Here is a 26,471-nt window from a genome sequence, read left to right as displayed (position 1 = left end):
CCGACAACTCTGACCGTCTGGACAAAAAAAGTTTTCGGTGGGAAGGCGGAGTCATGTTGGACGTGACCGTGATCGAGGACGCCGAGGCCGCCGCCGTCTCGCTGGACCCCATACGGGCCAGGCTGCTGGCCGAGCTGGCCGCCGGGCCCGCATCGGCCGCAATGCTGGCCGGCAAGGTCGGGCTGCCCCGCCAGAAGGTGAACTACCACCTGAAGACGCTGGAGCGGCACGGCCTGGTCGAGCTCGCGGGCGAGCGCCGCAAGGGCAATGTCACCGAGCGGCTGATGCGCGCGACCGCCGCGTCGTACGTGATCTCGCCGCTCGCGCTGGCCGCCGTGCAGCCCGACCCGGACCGCTTTCGGGACCAGCTGTCCGCCCGCTGGCTGCTCGCGCTCGGCGCCCGGCTCGTCCGGGACGTCGGTTCGCTGATCACCGGCGCCGCGAAGGCCCGCAAGCGGCTCGCGACCTACGCGCTCGACGGCGAGGTGACCTTCGCCTCGGCCGCCGACCGGGCCGCGTTCATCGAGGAGTTGACGGTCGGCGTCGGCGCGCTGATCCGCAAATACCACGACGGGGACGCGGAGGGCGGGCGCCCGCACCGGATCGTCGTCGCCGTCCACCCCACGGTCAAACCCGAAGCCGCAGACGCCGCCGCGGCTGTCGAAGCCGCCCACTGACCACTCAGGAGCCACCACCATGTCCAAGGAATTCGAGATCGCCCGTGAGTTCGAGGTCGACGCCACGCCGGAGCAGGTGTGGGAGGCCATCACCAGCGGCACGGGCGGCTGGCTGTGGCCGATGGAGTTCGAGCCGCGCCAGGGCGGCGCGGGGCCGTTCGGCTCCACGCTCACCAACTGGGATCCTCCGCACCGGCTGACCAGCCTGGTCGAGGACGTCGAGGGCATCTCCCAGCAGACCCTCAACCAGATCGACGAGACCATCGAGCCGCGCGACGAGGGACGCCGGTCCTGGGTGCGGTACGTGCACAGCGGGATCTTCGTCGAGGACTGGGACAACCAGTACGACGGCGCCGACAAGCACACGGACTTCTATCTGCACACCCTGCGCGAGTACGTGACCCACTTCGCGGGCCGCCCGGTCGCCTTCTCGACGTTCGACGGACCTGGCGCGTCCGTGGCATCGGACGCCTTCACCGCGGTCGGTCGGGCGCTCGGCCTCGCGGACGACACCGTCGAGGGGGCGCGGGTTCGGGCGCAGGGACCCGAGGGCCAGGTCCTCGACGCCGTGGTCGACTACCGCAACCCGTACTTCATCGGGCTGCGCACCGACAACGCCCTCATCCGCTTCTTCGGGCGCAACCACTGGGGCGCACCGGTCGGTATCAGCGTCCACGACTTCGCGACCGACGCCGACGCGAAGCGGAACGAGACCGCTTGGCAGGGCTGGCTGAACGGGGTGTTCGGCGCCTAGCCCCGGACACCGGACAGGGAAGAGCCCGGCCCCCCGGACGACGGGGCCGGGCTCTTCGCCGTGCGGGCTGCGGCCTTGGCGGCCGCAGCCCCGCTACAGGCCTACGGCCGGAACCGCAGCACCTGCGGGTCGTGGTCGCTGATCTGGTCGGAGAACTCCGAGTTGATGTGCACGCTGTCGTAGTCGAAATCGCAGCCCCTGCGAATCGACGGGCTGACCAGGATCTGGTCGAGGACCTGCTGGTTGCCCTGGTAGTCGTACGTGTAACGCTCGCTCTTCGGCAGCGACTTGATCGCCGACCAGAGCTCGCCGTCGCCTTCGAGGATCTTGGTGGTGTCCGAGAACTCGAAGTCGTTCACGTCGCCGAGGGTGATCACGTCGGCGTTCTTCTGCGCCTTCAGGATCTCGTTGACGAAGGAGTTCACCGCCGTCGCCTGAAGGTGACGCTGGGTCTCCGAACTGCGCGTCGGGGGCTGGTATTGCGAGGTCAGCCCCTGGTCGCCGCCCTTCGAGTTGAGGTGGTTGGCGATCACGAAGACCGTCCTGCCGCGGAAGACGAACTCGCCCGCCAGCGGCTTGCGGCTGGACGTCCAGGCCGTGTTGGCCGGGTCGACACGACCGGGGGACGTGGTCAGCTGCGCCCTGCCGTGCACCTTGGTGACACCGACGGCGGTCGTCGAGTCGCCGCCCGCGCGGTCGGTGAAGGAGACCCGCTCCGGGTTGAAGAGGAACACCTGGCGGATGTTGCCGCCGGGCTCGCCGCCGTCCTTGTCGTTGACCGGGTCGATGGAGCGCCAGTCGTACGTCGGGCCGCCGGCGGCCACGATCGCGTCGATCAGTTTCTGCGCCGTCTGGTCGGCGGCGACCGTGCCGTCGTCCTTGGCACCGTTGTTGTCCTGGATCTCCTCCAGGGACACGATGTCGGGCGACTGCAGGTTGTTCACGATCGCGGACGCGTGGGCGTCGAAGGTGGTGTCGCCCGGGTCCAGGTTCTCGACGTTGTACGTCGCCACGGCCAGCTCGCCGCGCGACTGCTTCTTCGTCGTCTCGCGCTCCAGGCCACCCTTCTCCAGAGTGCCCAGCTGGTTCGCGACGAGCGTGTAGCCGCCGAACTGGTTGTAGTCCAGCGGGCCCGCGGTGGTGCCCGTGAGCTCGTCGCCGACGTTCGCGGTCGGGAAGTCCGCGGTCGAGCCGAGCGACTGGATCTGGATGCGGCCGGTGTTCTGCGAGGTGTACGAGCCGTACACCGAGCCGCCGCGGCGGCTCGCGTGCTCATGCGGCTTCACCGTGACCCACAGCTCGGTGTACGGGTTGGTGGCGGTGACCACGCGGGTGTCGGAGACCTGGACGTTCATGCCCTCCAGGGACTCGTAGTGGTCCAGGGCGTACTTCGTCGGCTCCAGGGTCAGGCCGTTGATCGAACCGCTCGCGGCGGTGTCGCCCGAGGGGGCGTAGTCGGCCGGTACGGACTCGGCGTCGACGACCGTCGCGGCCGGGACGGCGTTGCCGCTGGAGACCACGGTCACCGTCGGCTTGGTGATCTCCGTCAGCGACTGGTTGCCGCTGGTGGCGCCGCCCGGAACGTATTCCGAGACAGTGCCCGAAACCGTGACCGAGTCGCCCACGGCGACCTTCGGGGCGGAGCTGGTGAAGACGAAGACGCCCTCACTGGTGGCCGGGTTGTCGTCCGCGTTCGGGTCCTGGAACCAGAAGCCCTTCGACGAACCGTAGGTCCGCACACCGGTGACGATGCCTGCCACGTCCGTGACCTTCTGACCCGCGAGCGGGGAGGTCCGGGTGGTGCCCTGGATGTCATGGATGTGGACGGTGTCCGCGTGGGCGGGTGTGGTGAGCACCACGGCGGACAGGGTGGAACAGACCGCGGCGACGGTCAGCGCGCCTATGCGCGCGGTTCTCTTGCTCGGCAAGGGAATCCCTCCGGGGACGTACGTGAGCGCCGGGACGAGGGTGGAGCTGTCGGGGGAGCGTGACCTGGGTGCGGGTCGGTGACGCGCGTAGAAGCCGGTGAACAGGTTGCCGCTCAACTTCTACGCGCGTCAATCTCGTGTGTGGGCAGGGGAGTTGTCAAGGTTTCAGGGGTGTACGGCTGCTGTCAGGGACATGAACCGGGCGGCATAGGTGGAAATCCGTCTAGGCTGAGCTGTCGGCGCGGAATTCCGGGGCGGCCTCGGGATCCATGTGCCCCGGGACGCCCTCGGGGTCCGGTGTCGATGCTGCGTGTTGTCACTTGCTCGTGATCATTACTGCTTTTTACGATTGACCTGCTTGTCCTGGTTGTGCGGAGGAGAACCCAGCCCATGTCAGACACCTCCCCCCTGCCGCCGGTGCGGCTGCACTCCGAAGCGGAGCTGGCGCGGGACGCGCTCGCCGCGCCGCTGCTCTCCCGCGCCGCGCGGCTGGCCCGCTGGGCGGGTCCGGACACGCGGGTCGGCGCGGGGGGCGAACTCGTCGAGGAGCAGCTTCCCCAGGCAGCCCTTGAGCTCGGGCTGTCGGGTGACGACGCGGCCGCCTTCGCCAGTGAGGCCTGGGAGGTGGCCGTCGACACCGGGCTCGTCGAGATCGTGGACGAGGAGGAGGGCACGGTCGCCGCGGGCGAGGACCTCTCGCTCCTCACCTCCGGCGGGCCGCAGGACGTCCTGGGCGTGTGGCTCGGCGCGCTGGAGATGGTGCTGGCCGACGCGAGCGTGCCGGACCTGGACGATCTCGTCGGCGCGATGGACGAGGGCGGCGAGATCGACCTCTCCTCCCTGGAGTGGGATCCGGAGGCGGAGGCCGAATTCCTCGACGGGGTGCTCGGCAATCTCTATCTGCTGGCCGTGAGCGAGAGCGGGCACGATGACGGGCCGGTGCCGCTGCCCGCCCTCGCCGCGTCGATGATCGTGCCCGACGACATGGCCGAGCCGACCAACGACGTGCTGGAGCAGGTGTCGGACGCGATGATGCGGCTCGACGACCAGTTCCGGCTGCTGGAGCCCATCGGACTGGTCGACTTCCAGCCGGTCGACGAGGCGTTGATGGCGGACGCCGACGAGGAGTCGGCGGCGGCCGTCGACGACACGGACGTCTCGCGGTACGGCATGGTGCGGCTGACTCCGCTCGGGCTGTACGGGGTCCGGGCGCGGCTCCTGGAAGCGGGCATGTCCGCTCCCGCGGTGGGGGACCTGGCGGACAAGGGGGCCGACGCGCTGCTGGACGGCACGGCCGCGTTTCCGCCGGCGGCCGCGCAGGCCGAGACCGAGCAGTGGCTCGCCCGGCGTGAACCCCTGCCCGCCGCACGGGAGTTGCTCGCCGCGGCCCGCGGCGGCGATGCCGGGGCCCCGCTGCGTCGTCTGCGCTGTCAGCAGGCGCTCTCCCTCGTCGGCACGGAGGCCGAGCCCGCGCTGCGCGAGGTCCTCGACGACGCGGAGCTGGGCGGGCTCGCCCGCGTCTGGCTCTCCGAACACGGCGCGGCCGACGTGCCCGCGCCGTCCGAGGCGATGGTCTTCTGGCTCACCATCGACACCGTGGCGGCGCAGCTCGCGGCCGAGGGCAACTCCGCCGAGCTGCAGGCCCTCGTGGAGGGCCTGGCCCAGCAGCACAGCGGCTTCTTCGCCACAGCCTGGCGCGTCGACCACCCGGCCACCCCGGACGTCCTCGAAGCCATGGGGCGCCTCCACCCCGACAAGAAGGTCGCCAAGGAGGCCCGCAAGGCGGCGTTCAAGGCGCGGTCGCAGCAAGGGGGTTGAGCAGGGGAGGGGCGGTCTCCCTTCCGCCGCTGCGGCGGAGCGGGGCCTCCCCCCGGTCGAGCGGCGCAAGCCGTTCTCCCGGAGTCGGCAACCCCCTCGGCGCCGCCGGCTTCTCGCCTCCGCGGCGGTGAGAAGCCGACGGCGCCGCGCAGGCGCCGGCAGTGGTAGCGGGTCGTGCTTGAACGACGACATCGCGCCGTTGAAGCCGTATGTGCCCCGGTACGCCGCGGGTTCTGGACCTCGCCGACGACGGTGACGGGGTGAAGAGTCGGGTGAGGTCGTACCCGGCGGCGCCCCTCGCCGTACGGCGCCGGTGTTCATGAGCGGTCAGTCGGCGAGGGCTGGGTGGAGCCTTACGGATTCATGGAAGCGAGCCCTGTGAAGTTCCCGGGCGTTCAACTCCCGTTCAGGCGAGGGCGGGACGGTGTGGCCGCGAACCGAGGACCGCCACCCGCCCCCCACGACAGTCCCACTCCACCGTCACAGGAGACACCATGTCGCTCACCCGCAGGGACTTCGCCAGACGATCCGCGATCACCGGTGCAGGTGTCGCCCTGGCCGGCAGCGTCGGCGCCCTCGCCACCGCTCCCAACGCCCTCGCGTCCACGGACACGGACATCGACACCGAGGGCACGGGCGAGGCGTCGGCGGAGCACCCCGGTGTCGGCTACGGGCCGCTGATCGCCGACCCGAACGGTCTGCTCGCGCTCCCCGCCGGGTTCACGTACCGGGTCATCACCTACAGCGGCAAGACCAAGCTGGAGTCCGGCGAGTTCACGCCCTCCAACCACGACGGCACCTCCACCTTCTGCGGCCCGCGCGGCGCCACCCTCCTGGTCAACAACCACGAGCTCAAGGGCCCGCGCGCCGGCTGGAAGTACCCCGTGCCGCTCGCCGAGGGCCTGGTCTACGACCCGGCCGCGTCCGGCGGCTGCACCGTCGTCGAGGTGCGCAACGACAAGGTCGCCGAGTGGGTCGGCATCGCCGGCACCTCTACCAACTGCGCGGGCGGCAATACCCCTTGGGGCACCTGGCTCACCTGCGAGGAGACCGAGGACAAGGCCGGCCAGAACGGCATGACCAAGGACCACGGGTACGTCTTCGAGGTCGACCCGGAGGACCGCCGTCGCAACCAGAACCCCAAGCCCATCAAGGCCCTGGGCCGCTACGCCCACGAGGCCGTCGTCGTCGACCCCAAGCGCGGCCGCCTCTACCTCACCGAGGACGCCGCGGGCCCGAACGGTCTGCTGTACCGCTGGACCCCGCCGCAGGGCTTCGAGCACGGCCACGGCCGGCTCGCCACCCTCGCCGACGACGCCGGCGCGCTCCAGGCCTTCAAGTGCTTCGACTCCGGCGGCAAGTTCGTCGACGACCTCTCCCGCGCGACCAAGATCGGCACCGTCTACGGCGTCGACTGGGTGGACGTCCCCGACCGCGACGCCAAGACCACCTCCGTGCGCAAGCAGTTCGCCGACGGTCAGGTCACCCGCGCCCGCAAGCTCGAAGGCATGTGGTGGGGCGACGGCGGCACGTACATCGTCTCCTCGTACGCTCGCGCCGAGAGCCCCGTCCAGCACGACGGCGCCGTCTGGTTCTACGACCCCAAGCGCCGCACCCTGACGCTGAAGGTTCTCATCGGCGTCAACCCCGACCCGTCCGTCGACGGCGCCTTCGACGGCCCGGACAACATCACCGTCTCCCCGTACGGCGGCCTCGTCATCGCCGAGGACGGCGAAGGCATCCAGCACCTCTTCGGCGCCACCGACAGCGGTCGTACGTACCCGATCGCCCGCAACGAGCTGAACCTCGGCACCGAAGAGGAGCCCGAGTACAGCGAGTTCACCGGCGTCACCTTCTCGCCCGACGGCAAGACCCTCTTCGCCAACATCCAGGAGCCGGGCATCATGCTCGCCATCACCGGCCCCTGGAAGCGCCAGAAGCGCGGGTAATTAAATCAATGGCTCGACCCGCGGCCGCCCTCCTAAAGTGGTGCACGTCCAGGTGCGAAGGCAGGACCTACTTCCACTGATAATGGGGCGGCCGCGGGTTCGAGTCCCGCCACCGGTACAACGCGCCGGTGTAGCTCAGGGGTTAGAGCACCTACGTCGGTTCCGCCGACCTGAACTCTGGACACCACAACTTCATGCACCTCCCGGTGCGCAGGCTGCGGCTACTTCTCTTCCAAAGAATCCACGCCGCCGCCGATTTGATCTCGGGAGGCGCAGCACATGGTGTGTGCCCGGTGCGCAGGCAACGGCTACTTCATTGGATCGGACGGTTGCGGGTTCAAATCCCGTCATCGACTTCGGGTCGGTGTAGCTCAATTGGGTAGAGCATCTGGCTAAGTCCGTCGCCGACTCCTGATCTCGGGCACGCTCCATTTGCTGCGCCTCCCCTCGAAACACGACTGGAAAGTCGTAGACGAATTCGGGGGAATTCATCATGGCGCGATTCAACACCAAGGCGGCGAAGGCACAGCCCACTTCGCGAGTGACCTCGACCGGCCGTGTGCTGCGCACGTACGAGGGCGGCCTCGGCCAGGAGCGCGACGCGCGCTCCGAGCTCTTCCTGCTCGCCATCGCCAACTTCGTTTCGCAGCAGACCTTCTACGAGACCGGCGCGGCCCGTGACGACCGGTTCGCCACGCTGGTGCGCGAGCTCGCCGTCGCCGACCCGTCGTGGACGGCCGGCCTGCTCGGCTGGCTGCGCGGCGAGGGCAACCTGCGTACGGCCTCGATCGTGGGCGCCGCCGAGTACGTGAAGGCGCGTCTCGACGCGGGCGCCACCGACGGCCCGGCCAACCGCCAGGTCATCGACTCCGTGCTGCGCCGCCCGGACGAGCCCGGCGAGCTGCTCGCGTACTGGACCTCGCAGTACGGCCGCAACGTGCCCAAGCCCGTCAAGCGGGGCATCGCCGACGCCCTACGACGTCTCTACAACGGCAAGGCGTTGCTGAAGTACGACACCGCGTCCAAGGGCTACCGCTTCGGCGACATCCTCAACCTGGTGCACGCGGCGCCGGACCCCGGCAAGCCGTGGCAGGGCGAGCTGTTCCAGTACGCGCTGGACCGGCGCCACAACCCGGACACGGCCGTGGTGCCCAAGTCGCTGCCCGTGCTCGTGGCGCACCGTGACCTGATGGCGCTGCGGCCCGCCAAGCGGCGCAAGGTCGTGACCGGAGCGCACGGCGCGCAGCGCCTGGCGGAGGCGGGCATGACCTGGGAGGCGCTGGCCGGCTGGTTGCAAGGCCCGATGGACAAGGCGGCCTGGGAGGCCGTGATCCCGTCCATGGGCGCGATGGCGCTCGTGCGGAACCTGCGGAACTTCGACGAGGCGGGTGTCAGCGACGAGGTGGCGGCTCGGGTCGCCGCCAGGATCAGCGACCCGGCGGAGGTGGCGCGTTCGCGGCAGTTCCCGTTCCGCTACCTCGCCGCGTACCAGCACGCGCCTTCGCTGCGCTGGTCGTACCCGCTGGAGCAGGCGCTCGGCCACTCGCTGGCCAATGTGCCGGCGCTGCCCGGGCGGACGCTCGTGCTCGTGGACCGGTCCGGTTCGATGTTCTACTCGCGGCTGTCCGACCGCTCCGAGCTGAACCGGGCGGACGCGGCGGCGATCTTCGGAACGGCGCTCGCGCTGCGGGCGGCGGACGCGGATCTCGTCGAGTTCGGCACCAGCAGCAACCGAGTGAAGTTCCGCAGGGGCGAGTCGGTGCTCAAGGTGCTGGAGCGCTTCGGGGACCTCGGTGGCACCAACACCAGCGAGGCGGTGCGGGGGCACTACAAGAAGCACGACCGGGTGCTGATCGTCACCGACGAGCAGGCCACGTACAGCCACTACGGCGACCCGACCGAGCAGGTCCCGGCGCACGTACCGGTCTACACGTGGAACCTGGCGGGGTACCGGGCGGGCCACGCCCCGTCCGGCAAGGGGAACAGGCACACGTTCGGCGGGCTCTCGGACGCGGCTTTCCGGATGGTGCCGCTCCTTGAGTCGGCGCGGGACGCGGACTGGCCCTGGAAGTGAGTGGATGAGTGCGGCCCGTACTCCGGTGCGGGCCGCACCCTTGTGCGCAGCGAGGATTGATATCTGACATTTCAGTTCACGGAGGCGATACGGCCCGTGCGTCGGACCCTGCTGAGGGACCGCGCGTACGAGGCGATACGGGACGCCATCGTGGCCGGCGACATCGCGCCGGGCGCGGTGGTGCGGGACGCCGAGCTGGCCGAACTGCTCGGGCTGGTCCCCCGTCGGGTGCGTACGGACGGCGGCCACGTCGGTGTGACCCGCCGCCGGGTGCCCGGACTGAGCAGAGTAGGACAAAGGCGGGTACCGCGGAGGGGGAACGGGGCGGGATGTCGCCGGACATGAAGCACGGCGGTGGTGACCTCAAGTCCCCACCGCCGTCTGCCTCTTGCGCGCCCTTGCGCGCTCCCGTGCGCCGGTCGCCGGCGAGCCGTCGCTAGTGCCGCGTCAGCCGAGGTTCGCCCCGTCGCGGCGTCCGGCACGCTCCCTCACTGCCTCAAGGGCGTGGGCGGTGCCCCCACTCGCCGCACCGGCCGAAAGCCCCAGTACGTCCAGTACGAGGACTTCCGGCCGGCACTCCCCCAGCCTTCGGCCGGGGGGGACCCCCAGAGCACGCACCGGACGCCGCTCCTCAACGGGCAAACCCTGGCGGACGCGGCACTAGAGCGCCTGGGCGGCCGGCTTCACCATGCCGCGGACCGTGCGGGACTTGACGAAGTCGCCCATGGCCGTCATCTCCCATTCGCCGGAGAACTGCTTGATGAGCTTGGCCATCATGACGCCGGTCTGGGGTTCGGCGTTGGTGAGGTCGAAGCGGACCAGTTCCTCGCCGGTGGCGGCGTCGAGGAGACGGCAGTAGGCCTTGGCGACCTCGGTGAACTTCTGGCCGGAGAAGGAGTTGACCGTGAAGACCAGGCCGGTGACGTCCTGAGGGAGACGGCCGAGGTCCACCACGATCACCTCGTCGTCGCCTCCGCCTTCGCCCGTGAGGTTGTCGCCGGAGTGCTTGATGGCGCCGTTCACGATGGAGAGCTTGCCGAAGTAGCAGCTGTCGATGTGGTTGCGCTGCGGGCCGTACGCGATGACCGAGGCGTCCAGGTCGATGTGCTTGCCCCGGTAGGCGGGCTCCCAGCCGAGGCCCATCTTGACCTGGGAGAGGAGCGGCCGGCCGCCCTTGACCAGGGAGACGGTCTGGTTCTTCTGGAGGCTGACCCGGCCCTTGTCGAGGTTGATCTTGCCGGAGGCCGCCGGGGCGGCTGCCGCCGCGGGGGCGGGGGGAGCGGCCGGGGCCGGCGGGGCCGTGAGGCGGGGGTCCAGGGGCGGGGCCGGCGGGGCGACCGGGGGCTGCATCGTGGCGGCGGGCGGGGTGATCGGCTGTGCGGGGGCCGGTTCTTCCACCGTGACGCCGAAGTCCGTGGCGATGCCCGCGAGGCCGTTCGCATAGCCCTGGCCGACCGCTCGGGCCTTCCACGCGCCGTTGCGGAGGTAGATCTCGACGATCACCAGGGCCGTTTCCGTGCCGAGCTGGGGCGGGGTGAAGGTCGCGAGTACCGAGTGGTCGTCCGCGTTGCGGATGGTGGCTGTGGGTTCGATGCCCTGGAAGGTCTGGCCCGCCGCGTCCGGGCTCGCCGTGACGACGATCTTCTCGATACCCGGGGGGACGCCGGTCGTGTCGACCGTGATCGCGTCCGGGGCCGTGCCGCCGCCCGAGCGGTACGTCACGCCCGGGCCGGCGGGCTGGTTGTAGAAGATGAAGTCGTCGTCGGAGCGCACCTTGCCGTCGGCGGTGAGCAGCAGGCCCGATACGTCGAGCCGCACCGGGGCGGCGACGTCCACCGTCACGCGAGTGACGGGGAGAGGGATGTTCGAGCCGGGGGTCATAGCTGTCATGCCTGGGGTAACGAGCGGGGGCGCTTTACCGTTCCCTTACCCAGGGAGTTGTTGGTTTGGGTGCGGATGGGATGGTTTTCGCCCTCTCCGCCCCTGCCCATTCCCGTCCCCTGGGGGCTGCGCCCCCAGACCCCCGCCAAAAGTTCGCGCAGTTCCCCGCGCCCCTTTTCAGGGGCGCGGGGAACTGCGCGAACGGGGTCCGGGGCGGAGCCCCAGGTCGGGACGGGCAGGGGCGGAGGGGGCGAAGAACTCCTACGGCACCACCACGATCTTGCGGCCCACCCCCGACGCGAACTGTTCCAGGGCCTGGGGGTAGCTCGTCAGGGGGAGGCGGTCGCTGATGAAGACGGACGGGTCGAGGACGCCGGTCGCGAAGAGTTCCGCCGCGCGTTCGAAGCTGTGGAGAACGGCCATGGAGCCGGTGATCGTGATCTCCTGGTTGTAGATGCGGTAGGGGTCGATCGTCACCCGCGTCGCGTAGTCGGCGACGCCGAACTGGAGGAACGTGCCCGCCTTGGCGACACGCGCCAGGCCGTCCTGGATCGCCGCCGCGTTGCCCGTCGCGTCGACGACGACGTCCCAGCCCTGGGGGCGTTCGAACTCGTCGGCATCGGCCGCGGAAGCGGAGACGCCCAACTGCTGGGCCGTGGCCAGCCGCTGCGGGTTCAGGTCCACGATGTCCACGCTCGCCGCCCCGGTGCGCTTCGCCAGCTCCAGCATCATCAGACCCATCGTCCCGGAGCCGTAGATCAGGACGTGGGCGCCCAGGCGGGAGCTGAGGACGTCGTAGCCGCGTACCGCGCAGGAGAGCGGCTCGACCAGGGCCGCGTCCTGAGTACGGACGTGTTCGGGAAGCTTGACGCAGTTGGCGACGGGGGCGACCGCGTACTGGGCGGCTCCACCCGCGGTCGTGACGCCGATCGCCGCCCAGCGCTCGCAGAGGTTGTTGTGGCCCGTACGGCAGTAGCGGCATTCGTAGCAGTAGAGGGACGGGTCCACGGCCACGCGGTCGCCGACCGAGACTTCGGTGACCTGGGTGCCGACCCCGACCACCTCGCCCGCGAACTCGTGCCCCGGCACGATCGGCAGCTTGGGCGCGAACTCGCCCTGGAGGATGTGCAGATCAGTGCCGCAGAGGCCGCAGGCGGCGACCTCGACGACGACCTCGCGGGGCCCTGGCGTCGGATCCGGGACCTCGGCGACGACGGCGCGGCCCACGGACTCGATGACGGCGGCCTTCATTTCACGGCTCCCAGTGACAGGCCCTGGACCAGCTTGTCCTGGGCGGCGAACCCCGCGGCGAGCACCGGCAGGGAGATGACGAGCGACGCGGCGCACACCTTGGCCAGGAACAGGCCCTGGCTGGTGATGAAGCCGGTCAGGAAGACGGGGGCGGTCTCCGCGGCCACGCCCGTCAGTACGCGGGCGAACAGCAGCTCGTTCCAGCTGAAGATGAAGCAGATCAACGCCGTCGCCGCGATGCCCGGCAGGGCGATGGGGGCCACCACGCGCGCGAGGATCGTGGGGAGCCTGGCGCCGTCTATCTGCGCCGCCTCGATCACCGCCACCGGGACCTCGGCGAGGAAGGACTGCATCATCCACACCGCGATCGGCAGATTCATGGAGGTGTAGAGGATGACCAGCAGCCAGATGTTGTCCAGCATTCCGGTGTTCTTCGCGAACAGGTAGATGGGCAACAGCCCCGCCACCACGGGCAGCATCTTCGTGGAGAGGAAGAAGAAGAGGACGTCCGTCCACTTCTTCACCGGGCGGATGGAGAGCGCGTACGCCGCCGGGAAGGCCAGAAGGAGGACGCAGAGCGTCGAGACCATCGACGCCACCGTCGAGTTGATCAGCGCGGGCCACGGGCTTGCGCCGCCTCCCGTGCCGAAGAACTCCCGGTAGCCGTCGAGGGTGAGAGCGGCGCCGAAGGACGGCGGGTTGGTCGCCGCGTCGGACTCCGAGTGGAACGACGTCAGGGCCATCCAGGCGATGGGCAGGAAGAAGACGACGCCGGCCAGCCAGGCCGCCAGGCCCAGGCCCGCTCCCCGGGTGCGGCGGGGACGTACTCGTATCGCGGTGGCGCTCATGCGCGGGACACCTCCTCGCGGAACAGGGACGACACCACGCGCAGGGCGAAGGTCGCGATGATGATCGAGCCGATGACGACCAGGACGCCCGCGGCCGAGGCGAGGCCGTTCTCGTGGGCCTGGTAGAAGCTCTGGTAGACGGTGTAGGGGAGGTTCGCGGTGCCGAGGCCGCCGGAGGTGATCGTGAACACCGCGTCGAAGTTCTGGACGATGTAGATCGAGCCCAGGAGCGCGCCCAGTTCGAGGTAGCGGCGCAGGTGGGGGAGGGTGAGATGGCGGAAGATCTGCCAGTCGCTCGCGCCGTCCACCTTCGCGGCCTCGATCTGCTCGTGGGAGCGGCTCTGCAGGCCCGCGAGCAGGATCAGCATCATGAAGGGCGTCCACTGCCAGACGAGGGAGGCCTCGACCGCGAGCAGTGGGGTGTTGGAGATCCAGTCCGGCTGGGGGCCGCCCACGTAGTGCAGCAGGCCGTTCAGGAGGCCGTACTCGGGGTTGTAGAGCACGTGCTTCCAGAGCAGGGCCGCGGCCACCGGGACCACCAGGAACGGTGCGATCAGCAGCGTACGGACGATGCCCCTGCCGCGGAATTTCCGGTCCAGGAGCAGCGCCAGGGCCAGGCCGAGCACCAGGCTGACCAGGACCACGGTGACGGTCAGCAGGATCGTCGTCCAGACGGAGTGGCGCAGGTCGGGGTCGGTCAGTACGTCCGAGTAGTTGCCGAAGCCCGTGAAGTGGCGGGCCTTCGGGTAGAGGGCGTTCCAGTCGAAGAAGGAGATCACCAGCGTGGCCACGAAGGGGAGTTGGGTCACGGCGATCATGAAGATCAGGGCGGGGAGGAGCGGGGCGCGGGTGGCCCAGGCGCGCATCCGTCCGGAGGGGCGGCGGGCGGCGCGTACAGAGGGGGTGGCCAGCGGGGCCGTTGTCGTGGCGGTCATCGTCCCTCGTACTCCTTGGAGATCTTCTCTGCGAGCTTCTGGGACTTGCTCAGGGCCGACTCGACGGACTGGCGTCCGGCGATGGCCGCGCTGATCTCCTGCGAGACCTTGGTGCCGAGATCGGTGAACTCGGGGATGCCGACGAACTGGATGCCGGGCGCGGGGCGCGGCTGCACCCCCGGGTCGCGCGGCCGGGCGCCCTCGATGGCGTCGCGTGTCGTGGCCTGGAAAGCCGCGGCCTCCTTGACGTAGGCGGCGTTCGTGTAGGTCGAGGCGCGCTTGCCGGCCGGGACGTTGGACCAGCCGATCGTGTCGCCGACCAGCTGCTCGTACTTCTTGCTGGAGGCCCAGGAGATGAACTTCCAGGCCTTGTCCGAGTTGTGCGAGGCCTTCTGCAGCCCCCAGGCCCAGGTGTAGAGCCATCCGGAGGACCGGGTCTTCTCGACGGGCGCGGGTACGTAGCCGATCTTGCCCTTGACCGGGGAGCCGGACGCCTCCAGCGAACCGGCGGCGGAAGTGGCGTCGTACCACATGGCCGTCTTGCCCTGGGTCATGTTGTTGAGGCACTCGGCGAAACCGGACTGGGCGGCCCCGGACTCGCCGTGCCCCCGGACGAGGTCCACGTAGAACTTCGTCGCCTTCTCGAACTCGGGGGAGTCGAGGCGGGCTTTCCAGTCCTTGTCGAACCAGGTCCCGCCGAAGGTGTTCACCACGGTGGTGAGCGGTGCCATCAGCTCGCCCCAGCCCGGCAGGCCGCGCAGGCAGATGCCCTTCATGCCGGACTCGGCGCCGTCGGCCTCGGCGGCGAGCCTGCCCACCTGCTCCCAGGTGGGATGCGCGGGCATCGTCAGGCCCTTCTCGGCGAACACGTCCTTGCGGTACATCAGGAAGGACGACTCGCCGTAGAACGGCTGCCCGTAGAGCTTCCCGTCGTCGGCCGTCAGGGACTGCCGCATGGGCTTCAGGACGTCCTGCTCGTCGTACGCGCTGTCCTGGCGTACGTACGAGTCCATCTCGTGCAGCCAGCCGTTCCTGGCGTAGATCGGGATCTCGTAGTTGGACAGCGTGGCGACGTCGTACTGGCCCGCCTGGTTGGCGAAGTCCTGGCTGATCTTGTCGCGGACGTCGTTCTCCGGCAGGACGGTGAAGTTCACCTTGATACCGGTCTCTTTGGTGAAGTGCGCCTTGGTGAGCTTCTGCAACTCCACCATCTGCGGGTTGTTGACCATCAGGACGTTGATGGAGTTGCCTCCGGAACCCGCGCCGCCCGCTCCGGTCCAGCAGCCGGAGAGCAGCGGGGTGAGCAGCGTCCCTGCGGCGACCGCGGCGAGCAGTGCGCGCGGCCTCCGTCGGCTCGGGATTCGCATGGATCACTCCTGGACGTATGGGGAGATAGGGGGTGCGTGCGGGCGTGGGGGTGCCTCACGAAGTGCGTGAGTTCGGTTTTCGGACGCGGTGGTGGGGGTCGGGGTCGGTTCGGTTTTCAGACTCGGATGACCTGAGGGCCTTGCAAGGAGTAGCGGTGTGCCTCGGACGCCGGGAGAAGCGTGCTCGTGACGATCGCCTCCAGGGCGCTGATGTCGGCGAACCGGCAGAAGCTGACCGCCCCGAATTTGGTGTGCACGCCTGCGAAGACCGTGCGCCGGGAGGCTCGGATCGCCTGCGTCTTGACCTCGCTGACCGCCGGGTCCGGCGTGGTGAGGCCGTGCTCGCGGGAGATGCCGTTGGCGCCGATGTAGGCGAGGTCGATGACGAAGCCGGAGAGCATCTTCGTCGTCCAGTGGTCGACTGTCGCGAGCGTGCCGGGGCGGACCCGGCCGCCGAGCAGCAGGACGCTCGTGTTGTCGGCCTCGGCGAGCGCGCCCGCCGTGGCCAGGGACGCGGTGACCACGGTCAGCGGCCGGTCCCGGGGCAGCGCCTCGGCGATGAGCTGGGGAGTGAACCCCTCGTCGACGAAGACCGTCTCGGCGTCTCCGAGCAGCTCGGCTGCCGCGGCCGCGATCCGGCGCTTCTCGGGCACATGGCTCGTGGTGCGGAAGGCGAGCGTCGTCTCGAAGCCGGCGCTCTCCACGGGGTAGGCGCCGCCGTGTGTCCGGCGCACCAGACCGTGGTCCTCCAGGGTGCGCAGATCCCGCCGTACCGTCTCCTTGGCGACGCCCAGGTCGGCGGCGAGCGCGGTGACATCGACCGAGCCCGTGCGGCGCGCGGCCCGGACGATCTCGCGCTGTCGTTCCTCCGCCGTCATCGCCGTCATGATCGTCACCTGCTCCCTTGCGCTCCGTTGCGCACTGCCCGTTCGGGCCCGGTGGACCCTTGAGGGAAGTTCTACAGCGGGTTTCGGCCACTGACCAGGCCTGTCGCGTGCCCGATGGTGCCCGGCTGGGCCCGTTTCGCGCCGCGGGTGCCCGCGGCGGACCTGGGGCGGAGCGGGTGGGGAGGTGGGATCGGGCAGGGCCCGTGCCCGAACACGGGAGCGGGTGGGCCCGTTCGGTGCCCGCCCGCTCCCGTGTGGTGCTCTCGCCGCGCCGTCAGTAGGGCCAGATCGGCGGGTGCGTGGTGAAGTGACCGCCCAGGTGGGCATGGTCCGGGTTGTCCGGGTCGAGTTCGCCCTGCTCGGCGATGAGCTTCTCGGCGTACGACTCGGAGTCGTCCTGCGGCTCGTAGCCCAGCGCCCGGGCCGTCGAGAGGTCCCACCACAGGCGGGCGTTGGCGGACGAGCCGTAGACGACCGTGTGTCCTACGCCCTCGGCGGTCAGTGCGGCGTGGAAGAGGCGGGCGCCGTCCTCGGGGCTCATCCAGACCGAGAGCATGCGTACGCTCGTGGGCTCCGCGAAGCAGGAACCGATGCGGACCGAGACCGTCTCCTGGCCGTACTTGTCCCAGTAGAACTGGGCCAGGTCCTCGCCGAAGGACTTGGACAGGCCGTAGAAGGTGTCCGGCCGGCGCGGGGTGTCGATCGGGATCAGGGCGCTGTCTTCGAAGGGGGCGTCGCCCTGGGGCCGCGGGGTGAAGCCCACCGCGTGGTTCGACGAGGCGAAGACGATCCGGCGTACGCCCTCCTCGCGGGCCGCCTCGTACAGGTTGTACGTCCCCTCGATGTTCGCTTTCAGGATCTTCTCGAAGGAGGCTTCCAGGGAGATCCCCGCGAGGTGGATGATCGCGTCGACGCCCCGTACCGCCTCGCGCAGCGCCGCCTTGTCGGACAGGTCCGCGATGATCGCGTCCGGCTCGCCCTCGATGGGCCGCAGGTCGAGGAGGCGCAGCTGGTACCCGTACTTCGGCAGCAGTCCCCGCATCAGGGTGCCGAGTCCGCCGGCGGCGCCGGTGAGCAGAACGGTGCGGGGGGCGGGCATGCGGGGGTCTCCTCGGTGCGGGGCTCTGGGCCAGGGCGGTGGTCGCGGGGCATGGCGGATGTTGCGGCGGGTGTCACGAGGTGGGTCGCGGGGTGTGTCAGGACGTGCGGCCGTATTCGTGTACGACATTCACATGCATGGACACGCTAAGGATCGCTCACGTGCTGCGTCAAGTGTCGCGCGGAGGCGGGGAATCCGCCTTCGTGTTGCGGGTTTGCGTGCTTGACCGGCCCCAAGGCCGCGGCTTAGCGTGGGCGTGTTCAGAAATATAGACGTGGATCAGAAACATGCACTGATGGGCACCTGTTTAGGGAGAGTCCGTGACGTCAGCCCCTCTCGCCGCTCGGCTCAGCGTCCCCAGCGGGCCGTTGTTCTTCCCCGTCACCGCGTACGGCCCCGACGGCTCCGTCGACCTCGACGTCTACCGGGAGCATGTGCGGCGCGGCGTCGAGGCAGGCGCCGCGGCCGTCTTCGCGTGCTGCGGCACGGGAGAGTTCCACGCGCTCACGCCCGAGGAGTTCGAGGCGTGTGTGCGGGCGGCCGTGGAGGCGGCGGAGGGGCGTGTGCCGGTGGTCGCCGGCGCCGGGTACGGGACCGCGCTCGCCGTACGGTTCGCGCGGCTCGCGGAGACCGCCGGGGCCGACGGGCTGCTCGCCATGCCGCCGTATCTCGTCGTGGCCGGGCAGGAGGGTCTGCTGCGGCACTATCGCGAGGTCGCCGCGGCCACCTCGCTGGACGTCATCGTCTATCAGCGCGACAACGCCGTGTTCACGCCCGAGACCGTGGTCGAGCTGGCACGCACCGACGGGATCATCGGGTTCAAGGACGGGCTCGGCGATCTGGATCTGATGCAGCGGATCGTGAGCGCGGTGCGGAGCGAGGTCCCCGGGGATTTCCTGTACTTCAACGGTCTGCCGACGGCCGAGCTGACCGGGCTCGCGTATCGGGGCGTGGGGATCACGCTGTACTCGTCCGCGGTGTTCTGCTTCGCTCCCGAGATCGCGCTGGCCTTCCACCGGGCGCTGAACACGGGGGACGACGAAGTGGTGAACCGGCTGCTGGACGGGTTCTACCGGCCGTTCGTCGATCTGCGGGCGCAGGGGCGGGGGTACGCGGTCTCGCTCGTCAAAGCGGGGGTGCGGTTGCGGGGGCTGGACGTGGGGGAGGTACGGCCGCCGTTGCACGAGCCGGCCGAGGATCATGTCAAGCAGCTCGCGCAGTTGATCGAGCGTGGGTACGGGTTGCTCGAGGAGGGCGTGTGACCGTGCGGGTGGGGCTCCTTGGGGAGGGCGTTGTGACCGTGCGGGTGGGGCTGTTTGGGGAGGGTGTTGTGACCGTGCCGGTGGGACTGCTTGGGGAGGGTGCGTGAAGGCGTCCGCGTTTCTGTACCCGTGGGACGTCAACGGGGATCCGGAGGCCGCCTCGCGGATGGCCGGGCTCGGGGTGCCGCAGGTGACGCTCGCGTCCGTGTACCACTCGACGCGGGCGTTGACGCCTCGGCATCCTCGGCATCGGATCGTGACGGCCTCGCATGCCGCCGTGCTGTATCCGGTGGAGGACGCGCGGTGGCAGGGGCGTTCGCTGCGGCCGTACGCGGCCGGGGAGTGGGCGTCCGGGGACGCGTACGGGGCGGCTGCCGCCGAGCTTGCGGAGGCCGGTCTCGAGGTCCACACGTGGGTGGTCCTCGCGCACAACTCCCGTATGGGGGCCGAGCATCCGTCGACCTCCGTGGTCAACGCCTACGGGGACCGGTATCCCTGGGCGCCGTGCATCGCGCAACCCGGGACGCGGGCCTATCTGGTCGACCTCGCGGCGGAGGCCGCGGTGCGGCCCGGGGCTCGCGGTACGGAGCTTGAGTCGCTCGGGTGGTACGGGCTGGCCCATCTGCACGCGCACGACAAGATCGGCGGGGTGGGGTTGGGGGATGCCGGGCAGTACCTGATGTCGCTGTGCTTCTGTGCGGTGTGCCTCGACGGTTATGCGGAACAGGGCATTGACGGCGGGGAGTTGGCGGTCGCCGCGCGGGAGGCGTTGGAGCCGGTGTGGCGGGGGGCGGTGGCGTCGGACGGTGGCTGGGCGGGGGTCGAGAAGCTGCTCGGCGCGGAGCCTGCGGCGGCTACGCGGGTGTGGCGTGATCGCGTCGCTCGTACGCTCCAGGAGGCGGCGGTCGCGGCAGTGCGGGCTGCTGCGCCGGCCGGGTTCCAGGTGCTGCTGCACGCGGATCCCGTGTCGTACCACTGCGGTGCGAACGCCGGTGTCGACCCCGGGCACATCCTGTCCGTCGCGGACGGTGTCGTGGTGCCGTGCACCGGTGGCGTGGGCCTGCTGACGCCGTTCGCGGAGACGGAGCGGGAGGGGCGCGTGCTGGCCGCCAACTTCACCGTGGTGTCGGGGATGGGGGGCCGGCCGGACACGCTGGCCGCCGACGCGGCGCACGCGGTCTCGCTGGGGGTGACGGAACTTCGGCTGTATCACGCCGGGTTGGCGTCCGATGCCGACCTGGAAGCAGTGCGGTCAGCGGTGGCGGACTTGGGCTGACGCCCCCGAGGGCTGGGTGCGGGGGCCTCGCCTGTGGCCGGTGCGCCCGGCTGTCTCGCCTGTGGTGTGGGCGGGGCAGGGGTGTGCGGGTGTGTCCGGCGGCCGCAGGCACCCACCACGACCCGGGTTGGAAGCCGTAGCGAGCCGGCGTAGGCGTCTGGCGTGAGACGAGCAGGCTCAGGCGTCTGACGTGAGACGAGCAGGCGTAGGCGCATGACATAAAAAGGGGGCGCCTGCCGGCGAGCCAGCGGGCGGGTGTGGGGGAGCTGCTTGTCACCCACGTAGGGCCGTCGCTCACGCCGGAGCCGGCGACCGAGCGCGCCGCGGCCGTCTTCGGCGGCCGGACCGGCACGGCCCGTGAGGGTGACAGCACGGCTCTTTGAGGATCGGGCCCACCCACCGGTCACTCCCACTTCTTTTGTCAGAAGCGTTGACGAAACACGGTCACGCTCCTACCTTCAACGCGTCGTACTTCGTACGTCATATATGAGACGCGATATGCGAGATCAGATGCGGCCCATGGATCCCATGGATCCCATGGATCCCATGGATCAGATGGATCAGATGGATTCGGTTGCGTCTGGGCCTCGCGATCCGACACGTGAGATCCGAGAGGCGCGCATGACCTCTGTGCCCACCCCGATCCCGTCCCGCACGCAGTTCGTGCTGGAGGGATCAAACACCGCATCCTCACCGGGCAGTTGACCCCGGGGCAGGCTCTGGTGGAGACCGAACTCGCGGCGCAGTTCGGGGTGTCGAAGACACCCGTGCGCGAGGCGCTCAAGACCCTGGCCGGTACCGGGCTCGTCGTGATGAACCAGTACAAGGGCGTCACGGTGCGCATGGTGGACGCGGACATGGCGCGCGAGGTGTACGACGTGCGGCTGCTGCTCGAACCGGAGGCGCTGCGGCGGGCCGTGCGGCGCGAGGCCTCGCTCGATGCCGCGCGGGACGCGCTGACCCGCGCGGACGACGCCACCGACACCGCCGAACGCTCGCTCGCCAACCGGGAGTTCCACCGCGCCCTGTACGTGCCCTGCGGAAACCCGCTGCTCGGCCGGATGCTCGACGAGGTGCGGGACCAGGCCGCCCTGGTGTCCGCGGTCGCCTGGGCGGCCGACCCGTCCTGGGAGCGCGAGGCGGGCGAACACCGGGAGATCCTGCGGCTCGCCCTCGACGGTGACGCCGACGGTGCGGCCGGCGCGCTGCACGCCCATATCGCGTCGTTCGTGCAACGGGCCTTCCCCCAGGGCCAGGAAGAGGATGGACAGGAATGACAGCGACGTACGAGACCCAGCGGGCGGCGCTCGCCGAGGTCGTGGCGATCCCCGTGACACCGTTCGCGGGAGACGGGTCGATCGATCGCGACACCCATCGGGCCCTGTCGCGTCGGCTGCTCGACGGTGGAGTGAAGACCCTTACGCCGAACGGCAATACCGGTGAGTTCTACGCTCTGACGCCTGAGGAGCGGCAGCTTGTCACCGAGTTGACCATCGAGGAGACCGGGGACCGGGCGGTCATTCTTGTCGGTGTCGGGCACGATGTGCCGACCGCCGTCGCCTCGGCGCTGCATGCGCGTGAGCTCGGAGCGCAGATGGTGATGGTCCACCAGCCCGTGCATCCGTATGTGTCGGAGGGCGGTTGGGTCGACTACCACCGGGCCATCGCCGCGGCCGTGCCCGAGCTGGGGGTGGTTCCGTACATCCGCAATCCGCTGCTCGCGGGGGATCGGCTCGCCGAGCTCGCCGACGCATGCCCGAACGTCATCGGGGTGAAGTACGCCGTTCCGGACGCCGCGCGCTTCGCCGCCTTCGCGCGGGACGCCGGGCTCGAACGGTTCGTGTGGGTGGCCGGGCTCGCCGAGCCGTACGCGCCCTCGTACTTCTCGGCGGGTGCCACCGGGTTCACCTCCGGTCTGGTGAACGTCGCCCCCTCCGTTTCGCTGAACATGATCGAAGCGCTTCGATCCGGGGACTATCCGGGGGCGATGAAGGTGTGGGAGCAGATCCGCCGGTTCGAGGATCTGCGCGCGGCCAACGGCTCCGCCAACAACGTGACCGTGGTCAAGGAGGCCCTGGCCTCGCTCGGCCTGTGCCGCCGGGACGTCCGCCCGCCGAGCAAGCCGCTGCCCGAGGCCGAGCGCGCGGAAGTCGCCGCCATCGCCGAGGGGTGGTCCATATGAAGCGCCCGGAGGAGCTGAGAAGCCACCAGTGGTACGGGACCGACGGGCTGCGCTCCTTCAGTCACCGGGCGAGGACGCGGCAACTCGGCTATCTGCCCGAGGAGCACCTGGGCAAGCCGGTCATCGCGATCCTCAACACGTGGAGTGACATCAATCCGTGCCATGTGCATCTGCGGGACCGTGCGCAGGCCGTGAAGCGAGGTGTGTGGCAAGCCGGGGGCTTCCCGCTGGAATTCCCGGTGTCCACGCTGAGTGAGACCTTCCAGAAGCCCACCCCGATGCTCTATCGCAACCTGCTCGCGATGGAGACCGAGGAACTGCTGCGGTCCTATCCGGTCGACGGGGCCGTGCTGATGGGCGGGTGCGACAAGTCCACGCCCGCGCTGCTCATGGGGGCCGCCTCGGTCGACCTGCCGGCCGTCTTCGTGCCCGCCGGGCCGATGCTTCCGGGCCATTGGCGCAATGAGGTCCTCGGCTCCGGCACCGACATGTGGAAGTACTGGGACGACAAGCGCGCCGGGCTCATCGGAGACTGCGAGATGACCGAGCTGGAGAGCGGGCTCGCCCGTTCTCCAGGGCACTGCATGACCATGGGCACGGCCTCCACACTCACCGCGGCCGCCGAGGCGCTCGGTGTCACCGTGCCCGGTGCGTCGAGCATTCCCGCCGTCGATTCCGGCCATGACCGGATGGCCGCGGCGGCAGGGCTCAGGATCGTCGAACTCGTCCGCAGGGACCGGAAGTTGTCCGACATCCTCACCGCGGAGGCCTTCGAGGACGCGGTGACGACCGTCCTCGGGCTCGGCGGCTCCACCAACGCCGTGATCCATCTGATCGCCATGGCCGGGCGGGCCGGTGTCACCCTCACGCTCGACGACTTCGACCGGATCGCGCGGACCGTGCCGGTGCTCGCCAACGTCCGGCCCGGTGGACAGACGTACCTCATGGAGGACTTCCACTTCGCCGGCGGTCTGCCGGGGTTCCTGTCGCGGATCACCGATCTGCTGCACCTGGACCGGCCGACGGTGTCGTACGACAGCATGCGCGAGCAGCTCGACGGCGCGCTCGTCCACAACGACGACGTCATCCGCACCCGGGAGAACCCGGTGGCGGCCGAGGGCGGTGTCGCCGTGCTGCGCGGCAACCTGTGTCCGGACGGCGCGGTCATCAAGCACATCGCCGCCGAGCCGCAGCTGCTCAAGCACACCGGTCCCGCCGTTGTCTTCGACGACTACAGGACCATGCAGCGGACCATCAACGACCCGTCCCTCGGTATCACCGCGGACAGTGTGCTCGTACTGCGGGGCTCCGGACCCAAGGGCGGGCCCGGCATGCCCGAGTACGGGATGCTGCCCATCCCCGACCGCCTGCTGAAGCAGGGCGTACGGGACATGGTGCGGATCTCCGACGCCCGGATGAGCGGCACGAGTTACGGCGCGTGTGTGCTCCATGTGGCGCCCGAGTCGTACGTCGGCGGGCCGCTGGCACTGGTGCGCACCGGCGACACGATCACCCTCGACGTCGACGCGCGTTCGCTTCAACTCAACGTGGAAGACGTGGAGTTGGAGCGCAGGAGGGCGCAGTGGACGCCGTCCGCCGAGCGGTACGAGCGCGGCTACGGGGCGCTGTACAACGAGCAGATCACCCAGGCGGACACCGGCTGCGACTTCGCGTTCCTGGCCCGGCCGGGCAAGGTGCCGGACCCCTACGCCGGGTGAGAGCGGTCCGCGAGGACTGCTCTGGGTGCCCGGCTCGGACACCGCAGCCCGGCCGATGCCGACCGTCCGCGAGACCCGTCTTGACGCCGGGATCGACGCGGTCGCGCCCTACATTCCGACGGCTCGTCGCCCGCGACCACGTTCCTGACGACGGGATCCACGACCATCGGCGCCACGATGAACTGACGTCTTCCAGGGAGACGGAAGCGGGCCGGAGCACCGGCCCGCTTCTCTTTTTCTGTGCGAGAGGTATCGATCGGATAAAGGCGCCTGCACGGCGCACGTGATGCGCGTAGACAGTCCGTGACCTGGTGCGGAATCCACCACACCCAGATACCGGAGAATCCATGCGGAAGTCCCTCAGAGCGGCAGCCATAGGCGCCGCCTGCGTCGTCGCCGGCGGCGCCCTCTACGGCACCGGCGTAGCCACCGCCGGCCAGTCGACGGCGAACTCCACCCACGAGCCGTACAACATCGGGCTCCTGGTCAAGGACATCGACACCTACTACGGCACCACGCTCGACAGCAACGGCGTGTACCAGGCGTCCGCGGACAGCCAGTACGCCAAGGACCTGGCGCGCCTCGAGTCCGCCGCCAAGCGCTACATCGACAAGGCGGCGCACAAGGCCCGGCACCACGGCGAGAAGCCGGCGGTCGTCTTCGACATCGACGACACGCTGCTGCTCTCCCTCGACTACGAGAAGAAGACCAACTACACGTACAACTCCGCCTCCTGGGCCGCGTACGTGGCTCAGGCCGACCGCCCGGCCGTCTTCGGCACCCCCGCACTCGTCGAGTACGCCGAGTCCGAGGGCGTCGAGGTCTTCTACAACTCGGGCCTGAAGGAGTCGCAGCGCGCGGATGCCGTCAAGAACCTGAAGAAGGTCGGCGCCGACATCAACCTCGACGCCGACCACATGTTCCTCAAGGACGCGGCGAACCCGCCCGCGTACCTGAGCGACTGCGCCACCGCCGCCGCCTGGAACTGCACGACGGTGCAGTACAAGTCCGGCACCCGCAAGCACATCGAGTCCCTCGGGTACGAGGTCATCGCCGACTTCGGCGACCAGTACTCCGACCTCGAAGGGGGCTACGCCGACAAGACGTACAAGCTCCCGAACCCGACGTACTTCGTCAGCTGAGCCTCCTCAGGAACGGTCGGTCCGCACGGGGCGGATCGACTCCAGGGTCGGCACCACCGGCAGAATCGTCCCGTCGGCCGCGAATTCCAGGCGGTCGACGGTGGTCTCCCGGTGCGTGCCGTCCCCGCCCGGCTTCCCGGGGCCGTTCAGGGCGAACCGGTGGTAGACGACGTACCAGTCGTCCGTACCGGGGACGTTCACCACGGAGTGGTGGCCGGTGCCCTTGATGCCGTACTCCGGGCGCTTGGACAGGATCGTGCCCCGCTTGGTCCACGGGCCGAGCGGGGACGGTCCCGTCGCGTAGGCGACGTGGTAGTTCTCGCTGCGGGTGTCGTCCTCGGACCACATGAAGTAGTACGTGCCCTGCCGCTTGACGACGAAGGATCCCTCACGGAAGCCGGTCTGGGTGATGTCCTTCACCTGCGTCGCGTCGAACGACACCATGTCGTCGTTCAGTGGCACGACGTACCCGTGCCCGTTGCCCCGGTAGAGATACGCCTGGCCGTCGTCGTCCGTGAAGACAGCCGGGTCGATCATCTGGCCCGTGAACTGCCCCTTGGCGACCAGGGGTTTGCCGAGGGCGTCCGTGAAGGGACCCGCCGGGGAGTCCGCGACGGCCGAGTAGCCGGGGTCGTCCCAGACCTTTGGCTCGCTGAAGGTGCGGAAGTCCTTGGTGGTGGCGTACAGCATCTTGTTGTACGTCGATCCGGTGTGATCGGGGTCGTCGTCGGCGTAGAACTTGGACGCCCAGAAGACGACGTACTCGCCGAGTGTGACGTCCCAATAGGCCTCCGGGGCCCAGGTGTTGCCCGCGTTGTCGGGGGCGACCTCGACCAGCCGCCGGTCGGTCCAGTGGACCAGGTCGGTGGACTCCCAGATCATGATGGACTTGCTGCCGTGCCGCTGGACGTAGTCCCAGCTGCCGCTGCTGTTCTCGTACATCTTCAGGTCGGTGGCGATGAGATAGAACTTGTCGCCCTCGGGGGAGCGGATCACGAACGGATCGCGCAGACCCTTTTCACCCAGGTCGGAGGTGAGGACGGGTTTTCCGGCGTTCAACTCCCGCCAGTGCAAGGCGTCGTTGCCACGGCTGAGGGCATAGCGTGCTGAACCGGAACACCGCGTACGCCAACGCCGAAGCCGGGTTCTACTTCGCCACGGGGAAAGCGCGGCTCGCCAGGAACCTCGCGGTGAGCAACAAGGGCGGGTTGGACAAGCTGGGTTCCGCCACGGTCTCCGCGGCCGACAACTGGGACAGCGGTGTCCCGACACCGGCCTTCAAGTCGACGGACGCGACGACCGCGTACGGGCCCGCTCGTCGAGCGGTTCGCTGCCCTCGACGACGTTCCTGACCATCGGCTCCACGACCATCGGCTCGACCATGGACTGACCTGTCGGATGACGAATGAACGCCCCCGCCGGT

19 protein-coding genes and 4 pseudogenes are annotated in these 26,471 nt (G+C 69.6%); 14 read left to right on the top strand and 9 right to left on the bottom strand.

Going from position 1 to position 26,471, the window contains the following annotated elements:
• Nucleotides 1-53: 53 nt before the first annotated feature.
• Together OG390_RS12275 and OG390_RS12270 are read left to right on the top strand one after the other, a co-directional pair.
• Entirely contained in the window at nt 54-677 is a 624-nt protein-coding gene (locus OG390_RS12275; RefSeq protein ID WP_406167415.1) for an ArsR/SmtB family transcription factor, read from the top strand.
• 19 nt (nt 678-696) lie between these two features.
• Nucleotides 697-1,431, top strand: a complete 735-nt coding sequence (locus OG390_RS12270) for an SRPBCC domain-containing protein (RefSeq protein WP_406167413.1) — start codon at nt 697-699, stop codon at nt 1,429-1,431.
• 101 nt (nt 1,432-1,532) lie between these two features.
• On the opposite strand, the gene OG390_RS12265 is transcribed toward OG390_RS12270, so the two are convergent.
• Complete coding sequence (locus OG390_RS12265; protein WP_406167411.1) at nt 1,533-3,359, bottom strand: endonuclease/exonuclease/phosphatase family protein; 1,827 nt, start codon at nt 3,357-3,359, stop codon at nt 1,533-1,535.
• Nucleotides 3,360-3,749: 390 nt separating this feature from the next.
• Here OG390_RS12265 and OG390_RS12260 point away from each other — a divergent pair, with 390 nt between their 5' ends.
• The 4 genes from OG390_RS12260 to OG390_RS12245 all read left to right on the top strand — a co-directional run bounded on the left by OG390_RS12260 (nt 3,750) and on the right by OG390_RS12245 (nt 9,545).
• Nucleotides 3,750-5,177: a hypothetical protein gene (locus OG390_RS12260; RefSeq protein WP_406167409.1), complete on the top strand. Its 1,428-nt coding sequence runs from the start codon at nt 3,750-3,752 to the stop codon at nt 5,175-5,177.
• Between the two features lie 494 nt (nt 5,178-5,671).
• Complete coding sequence (locus OG390_RS12255; RefSeq protein WP_406167408.1) at nt 5,672-7,126, top strand: alkaline phosphatase PhoX; 1,455 nt, start codon at nt 5,672-5,674, stop codon at nt 7,124-7,126.
• 493 nt (nt 7,127-7,619) lie between these two features.
• Entirely contained in the window at nt 7,620-9,200 is a 1,581-nt protein-coding gene (locus tag OG390_RS12250; protein ID WP_406167406.1) for a TROVE domain-containing protein, read from the top strand.
• Between the two features lie 96 nt (nt 9,201-9,296).
• Complete coding sequence (locus OG390_RS12245; RefSeq protein WP_406167404.1) at nt 9,297-9,545, top strand: hypothetical protein; 249 nt, start codon at nt 9,297-9,299, stop codon at nt 9,543-9,545.
• A 315-nt stretch (nt 9,546-9,860) separates the two neighbouring features.
• On the opposite strand, the gene OG390_RS12240 is transcribed toward OG390_RS12245, so the two are convergent.
• The 7 genes from OG390_RS12240 to OG390_RS12210 form a co-directional block, all read right to left on the bottom strand.
• A complete protein-coding gene (locus tag OG390_RS12240; protein ID WP_406177630.1) occupies nt 9,861-11,081 on the bottom strand; it encodes a TerD family protein in 1,221 nt (406 codons plus the stop codon).
• 261 nt (nt 11,082-11,342) lie between these two features.
• Entirely contained in the window at nt 11,343-12,332 is a 990-nt protein-coding gene (locus tag OG390_RS12235; RefSeq protein ID WP_406167402.1) for a zinc-dependent alcohol dehydrogenase family protein, read from the bottom strand.
• On the bottom strand, nt 12,329-13,180 hold the full coding sequence (locus tag OG390_RS12230) for a carbohydrate ABC transporter permease (RefSeq protein WP_399077635.1): 852 nt from the start codon (nt 13,178-13,180) through the stop codon (nt 12,329-12,331). Before OG390_RS12230 ends, OG390_RS12235 begins: the two co-directional genes overlap by 4 nt.
• Entirely contained in the window at nt 13,177-14,115 is a 939-nt protein-coding gene (locus tag OG390_RS12225; protein WP_406167399.1) for a carbohydrate ABC transporter permease, read from the bottom strand. Before OG390_RS12225 ends, OG390_RS12230 begins: the two co-directional genes overlap by 4 nt.
• Nucleotides 14,112-15,482, bottom strand: coding sequence for an ABC transporter substrate-binding protein (locus OG390_RS12220; protein ID WP_406167397.1), 1,371 nt, complete (start codon nt 15,480-15,482; stop codon nt 14,112-14,114). The genes OG390_RS12225 and OG390_RS12220 overlap by 4 nt, the downstream gene beginning before the upstream one ends.
• Nucleotides 15,483-15,598: 116 nt before the next feature.
• On the bottom strand, nt 15,599-16,369 hold the full coding sequence (locus OG390_RS12215) for a DeoR/GlpR family DNA-binding transcription regulator (protein ID WP_406167396.1): 771 nt from the start codon (nt 16,367-16,369) through the stop codon (nt 15,599-15,601).
• 274 nt (nt 16,370-16,643) lie between these two features.
• Nucleotides 16,644-17,468 (bottom strand): NAD-dependent epimerase/dehydratase family protein, encoded by an 825-nt coding sequence (locus tag OG390_RS12210; protein WP_406167394.1) that lies wholly within the window; start codon nt 17,466-17,468, stop codon nt 16,644-16,646.
• Nucleotides 17,469-17,788: 320 nt separating this feature from the next.
• Here OG390_RS12210 and OG390_RS12205 point away from each other — a divergent pair, with 320 nt between their 5' ends.
• From OG390_RS12205 to OG390_RS12175, 7 genes and pseudogenes are all read left to right on the top strand, one after another.
• Nucleotides 17,789-18,730 (top strand): 5-dehydro-4-deoxyglucarate dehydratase, encoded by a 942-nt coding sequence (locus tag OG390_RS12205; RefSeq protein WP_406167392.1) that lies wholly within the window; start codon nt 17,789-17,791, stop codon nt 18,728-18,730.
• Between the two features lie 103 nt (nt 18,731-18,833).
• Nucleotides 18,834-20,006 (top strand): hypothetical protein, encoded by a 1,173-nt coding sequence (locus OG390_RS12200; RefSeq protein ID WP_406167390.1) that lies wholly within the window; start codon nt 18,834-18,836, stop codon nt 20,004-20,006.
• A 254-nt stretch (nt 20,007-20,260) separates the two neighbouring features.
• Nucleotides 20,261-20,389: pseudogene (locus tag OG390_RS12195) on the top strand (MBL fold metallo-hydrolase); the annotation flags it as partial.
• A gap of 238 nt (nt 20,390-20,627) precedes the next feature.
• Nucleotides 20,628-21,283 (top strand): annotated as a pseudogene (locus tag OG390_RS12190) (GntR family transcriptional regulator).
• Nucleotides 21,280-22,188 carry a dihydrodipicolinate synthase family protein gene (locus OG390_RS12185; protein ID WP_406167389.1) on the top strand — a complete coding sequence of 303 codons (909 nt, stop codon included), beginning with the start codon at nt 21,280-21,282 and terminating at the stop codon, nt 22,186-22,188. The pseudogene OG390_RS12190 and the gene OG390_RS12185 overlap by 4 nt, the downstream one beginning before the upstream one ends.
• The gene (araD, locus tag OG390_RS12180; protein WP_406167387.1) at nt 22,185-23,906 is read left to right on the top strand and encodes an L-arabinonate dehydratase; all 1,722 of its coding nucleotides are present in this window, start codon (nt 22,185-22,187) and stop codon (nt 23,904-23,906) included. The genes OG390_RS12185 and araD overlap by 4 nt, the downstream gene beginning before the upstream one ends.
• Nucleotides 23,907-24,253: 347 nt before the next feature.
• A complete protein-coding gene (locus tag OG390_RS12175; RefSeq protein WP_406167386.1) occupies nt 24,254-25,048 on the top strand; it encodes an HAD family acid phosphatase in 795 nt (264 codons plus the stop codon).
• Nucleotides 25,049-25,054: 6 nt separating this feature from the next.
• On the opposite strand, the pseudogene OG390_RS12170 reads toward OG390_RS12175, so the two are convergent.
• Nucleotides 25,055-26,152, bottom strand: a pseudogene (locus tag OG390_RS12170) (family 43 glycosylhydrolase); the annotation flags it as partial.
• Here OG390_RS12170 and OG390_RS12165 point away from each other — a divergent pair.
• Nucleotides 26,143-26,438: pseudogene (locus OG390_RS12165) on the top strand (pectate lyase); the annotation flags it as partial. The pseudogenes OG390_RS12170 and OG390_RS12165 sit on opposite strands and share 10 nt — an antisense overlap.
• Nucleotides 26,439-26,471 lie beyond the last annotated feature (33 nt).

It is taken from the genome of Streptomyces sp. NBC_00996, from assembly GCF_045162675.1.
GTDB lineage: Bacteria > Actinomycetota > Actinomycetes > Streptomycetales > Streptomycetaceae > Streptomyces.
This window is presented reverse-complemented; position numbering and strand designations above follow the sequence as displayed.